Raw genomic sequence first — 14,891 nt, forward strand, 5'->3', positions numbered from 1 at the left:
TACGGTTTCGCAAAACTCGTGGAACGTTATGGCAGCGTTGGCGACAGGCCCTCTCCGTGTGAAGAATTGCCCTATCCTGATTGTCCTGACCCAAAAGCTCCTCCCCGGGAAGAAACTAAGCCTTGAGCGTGCGCTTGTTCGTTGGCGGCCTCATGGCCGTGGCAGAGGGGTTCGCCCACCGCCAGCGGAACAACAAGTCCTTTGGCCCGTTTAGGTAAGTAGCCCCGCACGGGAGCATCAAGCGCTGTAGCGGAAGGTTGCCTTGCTGGAGGACTGCTATATGGGAAAGCAACTCTTATCTGCTGCGACAGGAATTTTTCTTTTCGTAGGTATTGGAACTGCCGCCGCCCAGGACGTCATCATTCAGCCCGAGCAAGACATGGTGATCCGGGAGTATGTAAAGAAGAAGCCGATAGCATCCTGAGCCTTCCCGGTGTTGAGCTCAACATTGGCACCGCTCTGCCCGACACAGTCGAGCTTTACGAAGTGCCGGACGTTCAGTACCGCTATGTAGTCGTCGAGGGACGAACCGTCCTGGTGGATCCAGGTACCCGCAAAATTGTTAAGATCTACGACTGATTTTCTGCCTGAAGCCCGCCGTGCCGAAAGACGCGGCGTGCTTGTTTGCGTTCAGCCGCCAATCGCGGTAGCGGACGATGCGCTCGTCGCCATCTTGGCGGCAGGCGTCTTCACGGAAACCGGCGGAGTGAGCTGCCACGTTTCGTTCGCATGCCGCCAGCATCCAGGTTGGGTTCTTCATGCTTGCTGCCATTGATGCTTCCGGCATTCCCGCAAGCAACGAGGGCCGGGCACGTTGCGCTTGCTCGACTTTCCTGACCCCTCCGTCATGATGGGCATCGCTGCCGCCCTGAAAAGTTTCAGGCCAGGCCAACCGCCGGCGTTGAACTAGTCCTTTCCAACCGACGGTTGGTGGACGCATTGCAGCTGATGCGCTTAGGGTTCATTACGATCCGCGCGCACCGGGCATGCCCAACCCCCGAGTCACCCCTGCCTGATGCAAGGCGCCTGATCGAGTCCCGCCGTTCTGGCATGTGCGGCGGGACCTTTTTTATTGAAGGTGGAACACAGGCTGACGGGTGACGGTTGGCAAAGCTTACCTAGCCACTACCGCGCGGTTTCTCGGCGGGCTTCTGGCTAGACTTCAGCATCCGTGCCTCGCGCACGAGTGATGCGTGGTCAATTCCAATCATTTCGATGAGATCGCGGGCCTGCGCCTCCGTTATACCGGTCTCATCTGCGAGCAGCCGCGCATGAAGATACTTGATACGCTCGCGGTCGGTCTCGTCCTCGCCCATTGGTGACAATCACCTTTTTTGGCAATCAGTTTCGCTTCGCCGAGGTGCATTCGTGCTCTTTCCTGGCGGATCTCCCTTGCCGTCCGATCGGCTCCGGCCGGCCGCCCGCCGGAGGGCCTTGGTGGCTTCCGCAACGCCCGCGCGGTCGTTGTCATTGGCCCGGATCAGTTCGGGGACCTGGTCCACGGCGATGCCATTCTGCCGCGCGAAATGCTCCAAGTCATAGTCCTGGCTGGACCCCAGGCGGTCTCGGTCGCGCGTGCTCTTGTCGTCGGCCATATGGTCCTCCTGGTGGAGCTTCGGATCAATGGCAACGTGGGCAAGCAGCTTTCGTTGCGGCATCAACGCGGAAATCGTTGTGTTCGCTCTGGCTAATATGATCTTTGTACCTGGGCGTAAAATTGTAAGTGCCGGCGCCGGCCGCCTCTTGTCGGCCGCGATCAGCCGACTGAGGGACCGCATGATCTCCCCACGTCGAGCCGGCCTCGGTCATGCAATCGGTGATCGTCTGAAAGCCGGGCGCCATCGCCTCCTGGCCCAGTCCGCGCAACATCAAGGCCGCCGAAAACCGCGTCCGCGGCCCATCGGCTGGGCGGTGCCATGCGGCTACTGACTGCATAGCCAGTTTGGGGGGAAACTGGCTAAGCCTTTGGATTTTAATGGTCGGAGTGGCCGGATTCGAACCGACGACCCCTTGACCCCCAGTCAAGTGCGCTACCGGGCTGCGCTACACTCCGGACCGGTCGCGATGTATCGTGATAGACAGGCTCCGGTCAACCGAATTCGGTTGCTGTCCTGCCTGAAGCAACAGCAACGGGGATTGCCGGTCGCTGCGCCGCCCGCAACTGCCACTGGTGGCGGTATTCGAGCGCGATGGCACCCCAGATCAGGCCGAGCAGCAGGTAGACATGGCGCCAGTGGTCGATGTCGATGAAGGTGCCGAGCCCGATATTGCCGATGAAGGCGACGTAGGCGCATAGAAGATAAGGCTGCCAGGGCCGGTCGCGCAGCAGAATTCGGAAGCCGGCGGCGATCGTCCAGCACGTCAGCGTCAGGAACGACACGAAGCCGAGCCAGCCGTAATCCATCAGCATCTTCAGCCAGATGTCGTGCGTGTCCTCGCCGAACATCTTGCCGAAGACGAGCGGGCCGATGCCGAACGGATGCTCCAGTGCCATCTGAAAGCCGATCGTGTAGCGGGCGAAGCGGCCGAGGCGGGCGGTGTCGTAGCTTTGTTCGAGCTGTGCGCGGTTCGAGAACATCTCCGCGACGCCCGGCAGTTGCAGGATGACGATCGTTGCGATGACCAGCAGTCCGACGGCGGCGATGGTCATGACGACGACGCGCAGCCGGAACTTGCCGCTGGCGCTCTGCAGGAACAAGGCACCGGTCAGCAGGATCGCTGAAACGGCGAACATGCCCCAGGCGCCGCGCGAAAAGGAAAAGAAGATGCCGGCGGTGATGATCAGCAGCGGCACCGCCAATAGCGGCATGCGCGCGACCGAGCCGGTAAGCAGCAGATAGAGCAGGTAGATGCCCGGCAGCACCAGGAAAGGCCCGAACACGTTCGGGTCCTGGAAGGCGCCGGCGGCGCGGTCGTATTTGGTGAAGATCTCCGCTCCTGGAAAGGCATGGAAATAGCCGGCTATGCCGACCAGCGAGGTCAGCACCGCCGACATCACATAAGCGACGAAGATCACCCGGTAGAGACTGGGCTGGACGGCCGTTACCGAAGCAAAGAACACGGCCGTGAAGGCCAGGAACAGCGAGACGGCTAGATAGAGCGGCGTGCCGGCGAGGTCCGACATCTGCGTCATCGAGATCATACCGCCGATGTTCATGATAACCAGCAGCACCAGCAGCGGCACCGCCGCGCGCTGTATGCGCATGCCGAACAAGGGCCACACCACGATCAGCCCGATCATATAGAGGTCGTACGGCGCGGGCTCGGCAATGACGAAGCCGGACAGGAAGACGCCGAGGAAAACCGCCCCCGACGCAATCAGTGCGATCAGCTTGGCGTTGACCGCCGCCGCCGGCAATTCGTAGGCCGTCGCGCTCAATACGCGTTTTCCGTATTGAGTAGACGGATCGGCGTCAGGAACAGGATTCTGAGGTCGAACAAGAGCGACCAGTTCTCGATGTAATAGAGGTCGTATTCCGTCCGCATGCGAATCTTCTCGTTGGTGTCCATCTCGCCGCGCCAGCCATTGATCTGCGCCCAGCCGGTCACACCGGGCTTGACCTTGTGGCGGGCGAAATAGCCGTCGACCACTTCATTGTAGAGGAGGTTGTGCGACTGCGCGGCAATGGCGTGCGGGCGCGGCCCGACCAGCGACAGCGAACCGAACAGCGAATTGAAGAACTGCGGCAATTCGTCGATCGAGGTCTTGCGGATGAAGCGGCCGACGCGGGTGACGCGTGGATCGTTCTTGGTCACGGTCTGCTTCGCCGTCGGGTCGGCCTTGTCGGTGTACATCGACCGGAACTTGTAGACCTCGATGATCTCGTTGTTGAAGCCGTGTCGTTTCTGGTGGAACAGCACCGGCCCCTTGCTGTCGAGTTTGATCGCGATTGCGGTCGCCAGCATCACCGGCGAGAACACGATGATGCCGATGATCGAAAAGACAATGTCGAAGGCGCGCTTGGCGACCGAATCCCAGTCGTTGATCGGCTTGTCGAAGATATCGAGCATCGGCACCGAGCCGATGTAGGAATAGGCACGCGGCCTGAACTGCAGTGCGTTCGAATGCGCCGACAGCCGGATGTCGACCGGCAGCACCCACAGCTTCTTCAATAGTTGCAGCACGCGCGATTCCGCGGTCAGCGGCAGCGACACGATCAGCATGTCGATGCGCGCGATGCGGGCAAATTCGATGAGTTCGGAAATTGTGCCGAGCTTGGGATAACCGGCGACAACCGGCGGCGACCGCTTGTCGCCGCGGTCGTCGAAGATGCCGCAAATGCGAATGTCGTTGTAGGGCTGCTTTTCGACCGAGCGGATCAGCACCTCTGCCGCCTTGCCGCCGCCGACGATGACGGCGCGGCGCTCCATCCGCCCGTCGCGCGCCCATCGCCGAATCAGCTTCGACATCACCAGGCGGAGACCCAGTATCAGCACGAAACCGACGATGAACCACGTGCCGAAGAGCAGGCGCGAATAGTCTTCCGACATTTTCATGGTGAAGGCGGTGAGCGCCATCAAGGCGAAGGTTCCGGCCCAGACGAGCAGGAGCCGGCCGAAATTGGCGATCGGCCGCATCAGCGCGACGATCTGGTAGCAGTCGGTGACGTCGAGCAGAACGACCGCGAGGAACGAGGTGGCGGCGATCGTCAGTGAGTACTGCCAGGCAAGATAGTTGAAAAAGCCGACGTAATAGAAATAGACGGCCAGACCTGACACCAACAGCAGCGCGAATTCAACCATGCGCAGGACGCCGCTCACCATGATCGGCGACATCGTATCGCGCCGGTATTGCGAGGCGACCTGGCGGGCGACGTCGTTCATGCCGCCGGCCGTGTTGTTCTCGGCAGGGGCGTCGAATTTGCGCACCGCGTCTAGCGAAAAACGGCGCGCGGGATCGATTTCGTTCATGGGGCGTCCGTAGGTTTCCCTCACGTGAATAGCAAAAGAGAGCTAAGAAACCCTTGAAACAACAGATGGCTTTGGAGACGCTTTCACCAAGGGCGTTTTGCAGCCGAGTGGAACCAGTTGCTCTATTGTTTGAGCGCGGCGAAATAAGCTTTTTCGATTTCAGCGGCCATTACATCGGCGCCGAAGCGTGCCTTGAGGTTGGCGGCGCCGGGCATCAGGCCCTTGTAGGCGTCGAGATCGGCCAGTGCAGTGCTTATCTTGTCGCCAAGTTCGCGTGGGTCGGGCCGGATCAGGGAAGGCGAGCCGGTGTCGAAGATTTCCGGTATGCCCCCGACCGACGTCGCAATGATCGGCTTGCCGGCGGCGAGTGCTTCCAGAACGATGTAGGGCATGGCTTCCGCACGCGAGGGAACGACGACCAGCTTGGCCAGCGCGAAGGCGAGCCGGGCTGGCATCGGCGGCAGGAAACCGACGTCCAGGCCGCTCTGATTCACCTGGGCGCGATAGCGCGGCAGGTCGTCGCCATCGCCGACCATCAGCGCTTTCAATGGGCGGCCGAGCCCCGTTGCGGCTATCCCCAGCGCATCGATGAAGATGTCCGGGCCTTTGAGGTCTCGCATCATGCCGATATAGAGGAGGTCAACCGCATTGTGCTCGGTCCGCACCGGCTCGAACTCGGCGGCGCGCAGGCCGTTGTGGACGAGAGCGTTCGGAATGGGCGGCTCGCCGACCTTCCTGCGATAAGTCCGCCGCTCATAATCGGAAACAAACAACAGGCAATCGGTGAAGCGAGCCATGAAGCGCTCGAGCGCGAAGAACAGCTTCCCCATGGCGGTGGTCTCGTCATAGTGGAGCGAGCCGCCATGCGGCGAATAAAGGCGGGCTACGCGAGACCTGGATACCCGCAACAATGAGCCGAACAGACGGGCATAGGCGCCACCTTTGGCGCCATGCCCGTGCAGCACGTCCGGCCGCAATTCTTTTATGATCCTATAGGTGCGCCGGGCCGAGGCGAGATCGCCCGGCCCGACATGCCGCTGCATCGGCGTGCGGTGAATACCGAGCGCCAGGCTGCCTTTCATCTGTTCGAACAGCCGTTCCTCGAAATCGCCCCCAGTCGTCGAATCGCAGACGATGCCGACGGCATGGCCGGCGGCGACCTGAGCCTCGGTCAGGTCGCGCACGTGCCGGAAGATGCCTCCGACCGGTGAGCGAAAGCAGTGGACGATCCTGAGTGTGTCCGCCACTTGGTCAGCACATCAAAACAGGCGTTCGCGAACGTAGACTGTATCCCCGGGCAACAGCGGGTCGGAGGTCACCACGCGTCCAGTTATCACTTTGCCGTTGATGTCGCGGGTAATGTCGACGCTTTCCTGGTTGGCGCGCGGCGTGAACCCGCCGGCGATTGCGACGGCTTTCTGCACGGTCAGGCCCGGAACGTAGGAATACTGGCCCGCCGCGCCCACTTCACCCATGACGAAGATCGGTCGGTAGCGATCGATTTCGACCGAAACGTCGGGATCCCGCAAATAGCCCTGGCGCAGTTTCTCGGCGATCTCGCCCTCGAGCTGCTGGGCGGTATGGCCGCGCGCCGGCACGTTGCCGACGAGCGGCAGCGAGAGATAGCCGGACTGGTCGACGCTGTAGGTGTTCGTCAATCCTTCCTGCTCGAACACGGTGACGCGGACGCGGTCGCCGGCACCGAGGCGATAGGGCTGGTCGAGCACTTCATGGAATGCGGCCGGCGTCGGCCGGTAGCTGGAGCAGCCCGAAAGCATCGATACGGCAAGCAGCGCGCGGAAAAGGGGAGCAGTGCTTTTCATGAGCGGACACGTACCTTTGAATAGCCGGCGACTCTGCGGCAAACCTTAACGATCGAGCTCGGTTATCATCCTGTTAGGGTTAATGGCCGGTAAAGGCGCACGGCCGATGCGGGGCCGATCGACCAATGCAGATGGTTTTCAGCCTCTTGTTTGCGGCTTGTTAGTAGAGCCTAACAGGTTCTTACCGCGATATTAACGGCTGAGTTACCATAGTTGTTTACGGTGCATGCTGACTCAGTACCGGAGCAGGGATGCATGTCCGTTCAATCCGCGGCCGCAGATGTCGACGTCGATCTCAGGCAGCTTTTCGCCAGCCTGACGCGAAACTGGCTGCGCATCGTTGTCGTCGCGCTGGTGGTAACCGGCCTGGCCTTTGCGCTCGCCTGGCTTGCAACGCCCGAATACAAGGCGGCAGCCAAGCTGGAGATCGGGCCTCGAGAATCGGAGTTCACGCGGCCGGCCGGTACCAACGGCAACGAGCGGTCGATTCCCGACGAAGAGGCTGTGGCCACCGAGGTCCAGATAATTTCGTCCCCCGACATCCTCAAACAGGTGGCGGCGAAGCTCAACCTCGCGAAATTGCCCGAATTCGACGAGGCGCTGAAGATGTCGGCGCTGAGCCGCACCCTTGTCCTCGTTGGCTTGAAAAGCGATCCCTTCGAGATCCCGCTGGAAGAGCGCGTGCTGGACGCAATGCATGAGAAGCTCAACGTCTATGGCGTCGAAAAAACCCGCGCGATAGCAATCGAGTTCTCGTCGGAGGATCCAAAGCTTGCCGCCGCGATCCCGAACGCCATTGCAAACGCCTATATCGCCTCCAAGGGCAATGCCAAGCTCGAATCGAATTCTGCCGCCACCGACTTTCTGGCGCCGGAAATCGCGGATCTGCAGAATCGGGTGAAGGAGGCGGAAGCCAAGGTTGCCGCATTCCGTGCGCAGTCCGATCTTTTGATGGGCAACAACAATTCGGTGCTTGCCACCCAGCAGCTGTCCGAATTGTCGAGCGAACTGTCACGGGTGCGCGCCAACCGCGCTTCGGCGGACGCGACCGCCGACAGCGTGCGCAGGGCGTTGCGTAATGGCGGCTCGCTGGATGCCGTTCCGGAGGTGTTGTCTTCCGAACTGATCCAGCGCCTGCGCGAGCGGCAAGTCGAACTCAAGAACAACATCGCCGACCTTTCCACCACCTTGCTCGACAACCATCCGCGCATCCGCGCGCTGAAGTCGCAGCTCGCCGATCTCGACCGCCAGATCCGCAACGAAGCGGAAAAGATCATGAAGGGTCTGATGGCGCAGGCCGAGACGGCGAAGGCGCGAGAGGCTCAACTCATGGCCGACGTCAACACGCTGAAGGCGGCGTCCGCCCGCGCCGGCGAAGAGCAGGTGGAACTCGATGCGCTGCAGCGTGATGCCGCGACCAAGCGTCAGCAGCTCGATCTCTATTCGTCCAGCTATCTCCAGGCGGCCGCACGCAAGGATCGCAACTACCTGCCTGTCGACGCTCGCGTTTTTTCGGAGGCCCAGGTGCCGACCGAACCCTATTTCCCCAAGATTGGTCCGATTGTCAGTGCGGCCTTTGTCGGCTCGTTGCTCATCATGGCGATCGTCACGCTGCTGCAGGAACTGTTTTCCGGCCGCGCCATGCGTCCGGCCGCCGGTGCCCATTTCGAGCGCATCGAGCAGGTTGCGATGCCGGCTGTCCAGGCCGACCGCGTAATGGCCGAGCCCGGCCCGCCGGTTGCCCGGCCCGAACCGGCAGTCGTCGAGATCGATGAGACCGACGACGACAAGATTATCGAAACCAAAGTGGAGCCGGAACCCGTCGCGGTGGCGGAAGCGGCTGCCGAGAAAATCGAACCGGAGTACTCTGAGATGGCTGCTGGAGACATTGAACCGGCACGTTCTACCCTCGGCGAGGTCGACATCGACAAGGCCGCGGAAAAACTGATCGCCACCGGTGCCGCCCGCGCCATATTCGTGTCGCCAGAAGGCGACGAGGCGACCGCCTCGGCGGTGCTGGTGGCGCGCGCAGTCTCCGACGCCGGGCTACGCGTGCTGCTGCTTGATCTCACCGCTTCGGGTGCCGCCTCGCGGCCGATGCTGGACAGCGGGCTGTTTCCGGGCATCACCGATCTGCTCGCCTCGCAAGCGCAGTTCAGCGATGTGATCCACCCCGATCTCTATTCGGACTGCCACGTTATTCCCGTCGGCACAGCCGATCCGGTCCGCGCCATGCGCGCCGCCGACCGGCTGCCGATCATCATGCAGTCGCTGACCACCGCCTATGATCTGGTCGTGGTCGAATGCGGACCGGCCGACGCGCAAGGCATCAGCCGCCTGGTGGGCGAGGGGACCGAGGTCTTGCTCTCCATGCTGGAGCCGGACGACGAGGTGACGCAGGCCGCGGTCGCGCTCATCGAGAGCGGCTATCCCGACCTGACGCTGGTCACGCCGATCGGTCATGTCGCGCCGGGGCCAATGCCGGGACGGCGCTCGGCCGCCTGAGGCAGTTTTCTCAAATCGAAATCAGCTGTCGTCTTCGCCCGCGGCCGGCACTGTCTGCCCCGCGGCCTTGCGGCGCAGCAGCTTGGTCAGCTTCCAGACTGTCGGCCTGTGCTTGATGAAGGCCTTCGCGCGCGCGCCATGCCTGAGCACAAGCGCCAGCCCCCGACCCTTCAGCGTCAGCGGAACCAGCACCTCGAAATGCTGCGTTTCGAGGTCGCACCACAATCGCTTGTAGGGTTCGTCGCCGACTGAGAAATCATAGATTTCAAAACCCGCCTCGCAGGCTTCCTGGATGTTCTCGAAGAACAGGAAGTCGCCGGGGCTGGTATGTGCGAGGTCATCCTCGGCGATCGCCCCGAATTCGCAGATCAGCCGCTTGCCCGAGCGGCTCGATCCGGTGACTGCACGAAGCTTGCCGGCGACTTCCAGCCCATGCAGCACGAAGGACGGATCTTCCTCTTGGAGCGCGTCGGTAAACAGCGAGCGGAAAAAAGCGCGCACCTCCGCCTCACCGAAAACATTGGCGATGCCCATCTTGCGGAAGCGGAATTCCTTCATCTCGAAAAAGGCGTCGAGCAGCCTGTTCACCTCGTCCGCAGTCTTCGCCTCGATGCGGCGACAGCTGCCGACGGCCTCGAACTTGCGCGCCTGCGAGCGATGCTTCTTGCGCCTGCGCTTGCCACTCACCCGGGTGAGCAGTGCATCAAACCCTCCTGCAAGACCAGCGGCCAGCGACAGATTGGGGCTCGAAAAATGCGGCAAGGCGGAGAGCGGGTTGTGTACGCCGTCGAAATCGGGCAGCAGCCGCTCTAGCGCGACAAGATCGATGTCGCGCCGCGCCTTGGCAATCGCAGCCAGCATAGTACGGATCGCCGCGCTATCGGCACTCGCCAGCCATTGCGGGTCGGCGGCGGCAAAATTGCCGTTGGCATGGCGGCCGCCCATGAAGCGGGCGACGCGGAACGCTCCACTGCGAGTGACCTCCAGCGCCAGCGAGAAAACCGGCCTGTCGTCGGCGCGCAGCGTCGCAACGACAACGTCGGCGCCGGTATGTGCGGCCCAGTTCAGGATCCAGCCTGCGCTCTGCGCCGGGGCAAAAAGCGCCGAACGGCAGAATTCGGCGTACGCCGCCAGCGCCGCACTGTCGGCGACCGAGGTTGACAGACCGGCTTTGCCGGCCGGCAAGGCACACGGCGACGCCTCGCTGCTTGCCAGCCGATTGCCGTCAAATGACGCGGTGGCGTCAACCATACCTCAATCCTTAGGGCGTATTCGTCGCGATTGGGGGTCCGCGCAGGCGCATTCCATGCTTGATGAGCTTAGGCGCAAAAGGTGAATGAATGATCGACGGGGGCGAGGCAATCCGCAAACTGGCGCTCAATCTCGCCCGCTATTCCGGTCTCGCGCCGCTGGCCAAGCCGTTTATCGGCGGCCTCGGCGCCATCCTGATGCTGCATCGGGTCACCGCGACACCGGAAAAGCCGAACGGCGTCAACCGCCACTTGAACATCGCGCCTGGGTTTCTCGACACCGTGATCGCCGACATGAAGGCGAACGGCTACAGTTTCGTCACGCTGGACGAAGCGATCGAGCGCATCGAGGCTGGCGACAAGGACAGCCAGTTCGCGACGATCACCGCCGACGACGCCTATCGAGACAACATGACCGAGGCGCTGCCGGTGCTGGAGAAGCACGGCGCGCCGATCACCATCTACGTCGCGCCGGGACTGATCGACGGCGCTGCCGATTTGTGGTGGGACATGGTCGAGGACATCGTCAATGCGCGCGATCGCCTGACGCTGACGACGCCGGATGGCCCGGTGACGATCGACTGCTCGAGTCCGGGAAAAAAGGTCCAGGCCAATGCGCGCCTGCACGCTCATCTGACGCTGAAGGTGCGCGAGCAGGACCAGCGTGCGGTGTTGCGCGATCTGGCGCGCTCGAACGGCATCGAGTTGGGCGGTCCGCGCCCGAGCACGCTGATGAACTGGGACGAGATCCGCACCATGGCCGAGCACCCGCTGGTGACGATCGGCGCGCATAGCGTCAACCACTGCAATCTGAAGCGGCTTTCCGAGAGCGATGCGCGACATGAGATCGGCGACGTCAAGCGCATATTGCAGGCCAAACTCGGCGAGGAGCCGCGCCATTTCGCCTATCCCTACGGTTATGCCGGCGCCGTCGGCCGTCGCGAAGTGAGCCTTGTCCGCGATGCCGGCTATGCCTCGGCGGTGACGACCCGCCACGGCATACTCCGCGCCGAGCATGCCGGGTTCCTGCATGCCCTGCCGCGCATTTCGGTCAATGGCCGCTATCAGAGCGTCGCCCACATCCGAACAATGTTGTCGGGCGTGACGACGCCGCTGGCCAATGCCGGCAAGACGGTGGTGACGATCTAACTGTTGCCTCGGCTCTTCGGGCGCGGCTCCAGGATCAGCCATTTGATGATGCCCATCGCCGGCAGCACCCACAAAAGCCCGCTGAGCAGGAAGAAGATGAAGTGCGCCAGCGGCCCGGACTGCGCCAGTTGGGCAACCGCCACGATCGATGCGACCAGCGCATAGACGATGACCAGCACTACCAGCAGGAAGCTTCCGATCAGCTTTTTCAGGCGAATGGGCATGGCGCGATCTCGTTGATCGCTATCGCTTAGGCCGAACAGCCGATGCGCGCAACCCGCCAGAAACGGCGCGACGGCGTGCCGCGCCGCCCGGCCTTGCAAGCCGGGTTGCGATGGTTCACCAATCCGCGACCTCAACTGCCGGGACAAACCCATGGCTGCTGCCCTATCCGACGCCGCGCCTGTCGTCGCCCGCGATCGCGACCTTCGCAACCGTGCGCTGATGCGCGGTTGGCTCTATGTCGTGCTCCTGGTGCTGTTTGCGCTGGTGCTGGTCGGCGGCGCCACAAGGCTCACCGATTCCGGCCTGTCGATCACCGAATGGCAGCCGATGCACGGCGTCATCCCGCCGCTCAATGATGCCGAGTGGCAGGAGGAGTTCGTGCGTTACCAGCAGATCCCGCAATATGCCGAACTCAACAAGGGCATGAGCATCGAGGCTTTCAAATCGATCTTCTGGTGGGAATGGGTGCACCGCATCCTGGCGCGTAGTGTCGGCGTGGTCTTCGCCCTGCCGTTGCTGTTCTTCTGGGCGACGCGCCGCATCGAGCGCGGCCTCGGCACGAAATTGTCGGGCATCCTCCTGCTCGGCGGGCTGCAGGGCGCGATAGGCTGGTGGATGGTGGCGTCCGGGTTGGTTGACCGGGTTTCGGTCAGCCAATATCGGCTGGCGACGCATCTGACGCTGGCGGCGCTGATCTTCACGGCGACCATGGTGGTCGCGCGTGGGCTGGCGCCGCACTCGGAACCTGCCGCCGACCGCTCGACGCAACGTCTGGCCGGCTTTCTGGTGCTGCTGGCGCTGGTCCAGATCTATCTCGGCGGGCTGGTCGCAGGGCTCGATGCCGGCTTGAGCTACAACACCTGGCCGCTGATGGACGGCAAGCTGCTCCCCGGCGACCTGCTGCTGCTCGAGCCGGCATGGCGCAATTTCTTCGAAAACCCGAAGACGGTGCAGTTCGTCCACCGGGTCGGCGCCTACACGATCTTCGCGGTCGCGCTCTGGCACATGATCGCGGCACGCCGGCGCCTGCCGGGCACGACGCATGCCCGGCGCGCGACGCTGCTGTTCCTGATTGTCGTGGTGCAGGCGTCGATCGGCATCGGCACCCTATTGATGCAGGTGCCGCTGCACATGGCCCTGACGCATCAGGCATTCGCGCTGGTTCTGCTGGGCTTCGCCGCCGCGCATTGGCGCGGTACCAAGGGCGCTTACCCGCTGCCCCACGAGATTGCTCTCAGAGGCTGAGCCGCACCCGCCGGATTGCCGCGGCAATCGCCAACTCGCGGTTTTCGTCGACCGCATTGCGATCTTCATGGTGCCATGCAGCCGACAGGCAACCATTGGCAACGGCGTGGTCCAGTATGGCGGGCGCCGTCTGGCCGAGCGTTGCGGCAAAGACTTGCGCCATATGGGCGATCCGCCGCGGATCGAGGCAAAGATCGTCTCGGTCGAGTGGGTTGTAGAACATGTTGGCGGCATCGAAGCCCGGGTCGCCGAGAACGCCCTTCGGATCGATCGCCAGCCAGCCACGTGGACCGTGCATGATGTTGTCGTGATGCAGATCGCCATGCAGCGGCCGCACGTCATGCGGATTGGACAACAGCCGTTCCGCGATTTCGGCTGCTTCGACATACAGGCCCCTTTCGCCGGCGGCGTGATCGGCCTTCGCCTTTTTGAACAGGCTGGAAAACCGTGTCCGCAGCGGCTGAAGGTCCGGCGGGGCAGGGTGCGTCGAAGGCGAGAGCAGCTTCGCCATCACCTCCGCCGCGATGGCGGTGGCGGCATTGTCGTCCTGATCCGCAATGATCTGTGACAGCAAGATTTCGCCGGCGTATTCGAGCAGCATGCGGTGGCCATCACGGCCGAGCAGCCGCACCGCGCCTTCCCCGCGTCGCCAGGCGAGGAAATGCTCGCCACGCAATTCGTCCTCCACATCGTCGAAAGGTTTTAGATCCTTGACGATTGCCGGTGAGCCGTCCTCGCGAGCAACCTTCCAGATGCGGCTGCTGAACGTTTCGGCGACGAGTTCGGGCGCGCCGACCTTCCAGCGCTTTGGAAATGCCGGCACATCCATTCAGAGGCCGAGCATCAGATCCATGTTCTGCACGGCGGCGCCCGAGGCGCCCTTGCCGAGATTGTCGTAGACCGCAAGCAGCAGCGCCTGCGCTCGATCGTCATTGGCGAAGACGTAGAGCTTCATCCGGTTGGTGCCATTATAGATCTCCGGATCGATCTCAGGCATGCGTTCCTGATGCAGATAGGGCGCCACCTCGACCGCGCCGCCATCGATGGAAGCGAAATGATCGGCGATCGCTGCGTGAAGCTCGGCGCCGGTCGGCACATGGTCGAGGCCGCCGAGTTGCAGCGGCACCACCGTGATCATGCCTTGCGCGAAATTGCCGACCGCCGGCTGCATGATCGGATCGTGCGAAAGCTTGGCATAGGTCCTGAGCTCAGGCACGTGCTTGTGCTGCAGCGTCAGCCCGTAGGGCAGGAATTCCGGCGCATCATCCCCCTTGGCGACATAATCCTCGATCATCGGCCGGCCGCCGCCGGAATAGCCGGAAATTCCGTTGACGGTGACCGGAAAATCGGCCGGCAGCAGCCCCGCCGCAACCAGCGGCCGCAGCGTCGCGATCGGTCCTTGCGGCCAGCAGCCCGGATTGGCGACGCGCTTCGCCGAAGCGATCTTCTTCGCCTGGTCCTTGTCCATTTCGGCGAAACCATATTCCCACCCATCGGCGACACGATGCGCCGTCGAGGCGTCGATCACTTTGGTGGTGTCATTGGCGATCAGCGAGACGCTTTCCTTGGCGGCCGCGTCCGGTAGGCAGAGGATCGCGACATCGGCGGCATTGAGGAACTCGGCGCGCGCTGCCGTTTCCTTGCGGCGCTCGGTCGGGATGGAGATGATTTCCAGGTCGCCGCGCTCGGCAAGCAGCGCCCTGATCTGCAGGCCGGTGGTGCCGTGCTCGCCGTCGATGAAGATTTTCGGTTTCATTGCCTGTCAAAATTCCTGTTGTCTCAA

The 14,891-nt window shown here is 62.6% G+C and carries 14 protein-coding genes, 1 tRNA gene and 1 pseudogene; 4 read left to right on the plus strand and 12 right to left on the minus strand.

Annotation, left to right across the window (positions count from 1 at the left end; all coding sequences use genetic code 11):
* Positions 1 to 280 precede the first annotated feature (280 nt).
* A pseudogene (locus NKH23_RS10610) lies at positions 281 to 579 on the plus strand (DUF1236 domain-containing protein).
* On the opposite strand, the gene NKH23_RS10615 reads toward NKH23_RS10610, so the two are convergent.
* The 8 genes from NKH23_RS10615 to NKH23_RS10650 form a co-directional block, all read right to left on the minus strand.
* Positions 563 to 772 (minus strand): hypothetical protein, encoded by a 210-nt coding sequence (locus NKH23_RS10615; RefSeq protein ID WP_352714811.1) that lies wholly within the window; start codon positions 770 to 772, stop codon positions 563 to 565. The pseudogene NKH23_RS10610 and the gene NKH23_RS10615 sit on opposite strands and share 17 nt — an antisense overlap.
* A gap of 346 nt (positions 773 to 1,118) precedes the next feature.
* Positions 1,119 to 1,316, minus strand: a complete 198-nt coding sequence (locus NKH23_RS10620) for a hypothetical protein (RefSeq protein WP_352910872.1) — start codon at positions 1,314 to 1,316, stop codon at positions 1,119 to 1,121.
* Between the two features lie 9 nt (positions 1,317 to 1,325).
* The gene (locus NKH23_RS10625) at positions 1,326 to 1,595 is read right to left on the minus strand and encodes a hypothetical protein (protein WP_352714807.1); all 270 of its coding nucleotides are present in this window, start codon (positions 1,593 to 1,595) and stop codon (positions 1,326 to 1,328) included.
* A 381-nt stretch (positions 1,596 to 1,976) separates the two neighbouring features.
* Positions 1,977 to 2,053 (minus strand) — tRNA-Pro (locus NKH23_RS10630).
* A 36-nt stretch (positions 2,054 to 2,089) separates the two neighbouring features.
* Entirely contained in the window at positions 2,090 to 3,379 is a 1,290-nt protein-coding gene (locus NKH23_RS10635) for an O-antigen ligase family protein (RefSeq protein ID WP_352714805.1), read from the minus strand.
* A complete protein-coding gene (locus NKH23_RS10640) occupies positions 3,376 to 4,911 on the minus strand; it encodes an undecaprenyl-phosphate glucose phosphotransferase (protein WP_352910867.1) in 1,536 nt (511 codons plus the stop codon). The genes NKH23_RS10635 and NKH23_RS10640 overlap by 4 nt, the downstream gene beginning before the upstream one ends.
* A gap of 122 nt (positions 4,912 to 5,033) precedes the next feature.
* Complete coding sequence (locus NKH23_RS10645; RefSeq protein WP_352714801.1) at positions 5,034 to 6,158, minus strand: glycosyltransferase family 4 protein; 1,125 nt, start codon at positions 6,156 to 6,158, stop codon at positions 5,034 to 5,036.
* A 12-nt stretch (positions 6,159 to 6,170) separates the two neighbouring features.
* Positions 6,171 to 6,734 (minus strand): polysaccharide biosynthesis/export family protein, encoded by a 564-nt coding sequence (locus tag NKH23_RS10650; RefSeq protein ID WP_254817578.1) that lies wholly within the window; start codon positions 6,732 to 6,734, stop codon positions 6,171 to 6,173.
* A gap of 255 nt (positions 6,735 to 6,989) precedes the next feature.
* Between NKH23_RS10650 and NKH23_RS10655 the strand changes: the two genes are divergently transcribed.
* Complete coding sequence (locus NKH23_RS10655; protein WP_352714799.1) at positions 6,990 to 9,239, plus strand: GumC family protein; 2,250 nt, start codon at positions 6,990 to 6,992, stop codon at positions 9,237 to 9,239.
* Between the two features lie 21 nt (positions 9,240 to 9,260).
* On the opposite strand, the gene NKH23_RS10660 is transcribed toward NKH23_RS10655, so the two are convergent.
* On the minus strand, positions 9,261 to 10,490 hold the full coding sequence (locus NKH23_RS10660; RefSeq protein ID WP_352714797.1) for a GNAT family N-acetyltransferase: 1,230 nt from the start codon (positions 10,488 to 10,490) through the stop codon (positions 9,261 to 9,263).
* An 89-nt stretch (positions 10,491 to 10,579) separates the two neighbouring features.
* Here NKH23_RS10660 and NKH23_RS10665 point away from each other — a divergent pair, with 89 nt between their 5' ends.
* Complete coding sequence (locus tag NKH23_RS10665; RefSeq protein ID WP_352714795.1) at positions 10,580 to 11,638, plus strand: polysaccharide deacetylase family protein; 1,059 nt, start codon at positions 10,580 to 10,582, stop codon at positions 11,636 to 11,638.
* On the opposite strand, the gene NKH23_RS10670 is transcribed toward NKH23_RS10665, so the two are convergent.
* Complete coding sequence (locus tag NKH23_RS10670) at positions 11,635 to 11,862, minus strand: DUF2842 domain-containing protein (RefSeq protein ID WP_352715228.1); 228 nt, start codon at positions 11,860 to 11,862, stop codon at positions 11,635 to 11,637. The two genes, NKH23_RS10665 and NKH23_RS10670, sit on opposite strands and share 4 nt — an antisense overlap.
* Positions 11,863 to 12,013: 151 nt before the next feature.
* Between NKH23_RS10670 and NKH23_RS10675 the strand changes: the two genes are divergently transcribed.
* Entirely contained in the window at positions 12,014 to 13,108 is a 1,095-nt protein-coding gene (locus tag NKH23_RS10675) for a COX15/CtaA family protein (protein WP_353025848.1), read from the plus strand.
* Here the strand turns inward: NKH23_RS10675 and NKH23_RS10680 are convergent.
* Entirely contained in the window at positions 13,098 to 13,937 is an 840-nt protein-coding gene (locus NKH23_RS10680) for an aminoglycoside phosphotransferase family protein (RefSeq protein WP_353034642.1), read from the minus strand. The two genes, NKH23_RS10675 and NKH23_RS10680, sit on opposite strands and share 11 nt — an antisense overlap.
* Complete coding sequence (argC, locus tag NKH23_RS10685; protein WP_353025850.1) at positions 13,938 to 14,864, minus strand: N-acetyl-gamma-glutamyl-phosphate reductase; 927 nt, start codon at positions 14,862 to 14,864, stop codon at positions 13,938 to 13,940.
* Between the last annotated feature and the right edge of the window lie 27 nt (positions 14,865 to 14,891).

It is taken from the genome of Mesorhizobium sp. M1328, from assembly GCF_040318075.1.
Lineage (GTDB): Bacteria > Pseudomonadota > Alphaproteobacteria > Rhizobiales > Rhizobiaceae > Mesorhizobium.

Bases quoted from the DNA above. Each gene is read 5' to 3' on its own strand.
- NKH23_RS10615 (WP_352714811.1), bottom strand. From the start codon at position 772: ATGGCAGCAAGCATGAAGAACCCAACCTGGATGCTGGCGGCATGCGAA.
- NKH23_RS10620 (WP_352910872.1), bottom strand. From the start codon at position 1,316: ATGGGCGAGGACGAGACCGACCGCGAGCGTATCAAGTATCTTCATGCG.
- NKH23_RS10625 (WP_352714807.1), bottom strand. From the start codon at position 1,595: ATGGCCGACGACAAGAGCACGCGCGACCGAGACCGCCTGGGGTCCAGC.
- NKH23_RS10640 (WP_352910867.1), bottom strand. From the start codon at position 4,911: ATGAACGAAATCGATCCCGCGCGCCGTTTTTCGCTAGACGCGGTGCGC.
- NKH23_RS10650 (WP_254817578.1), bottom strand. From the start codon at position 6,734: ATGAAAAGCACTGCTCCCCTTTTCCGCGCGCTGCTTGCCGTATCGATG.
- NKH23_RS10655 (WP_352714799.1), top strand. From the start codon at position 6,990: ATGTCCGTTCAATCCGCGGCCGCAGATGTCGACGTCGATCTCAGGCAG.
- NKH23_RS10660 (WP_352714797.1), bottom strand. From the start codon at position 10,490: ATGGTTGACGCCACCGCGTCATTTGACGGCAATCGGCTGGCAAGCAGC.
- NKH23_RS10665 (WP_352714795.1), top strand. From the start codon at position 10,580: ATGATCGACGGGGGCGAGGCAATCCGCAAACTGGCGCTCAATCTCGCC.
- NKH23_RS10670 (WP_352715228.1), bottom strand. From the start codon at position 11,862: ATGCCCATTCGCCTGAAAAAGCTGATCGGAAGCTTCCTGCTGGTAGTG.
- NKH23_RS10675 (WP_353025848.1), top strand. From the start codon at position 12,014: ATGGCTGCTGCCCTATCCGACGCCGCGCCTGTCGTCGCCCGCGATCGC.
- NKH23_RS10680 (WP_353034642.1), bottom strand. From the start codon at position 13,937: ATGGATGTGCCGGCATTTCCAAAGCGCTGGAAGGTCGGCGCGCCCGAA.
- argC (WP_353025850.1), bottom strand. From the start codon at position 14,864: ATGAAACCGAAAATCTTCATCGACGGCGAGCACGGCACCACCGGCCTG.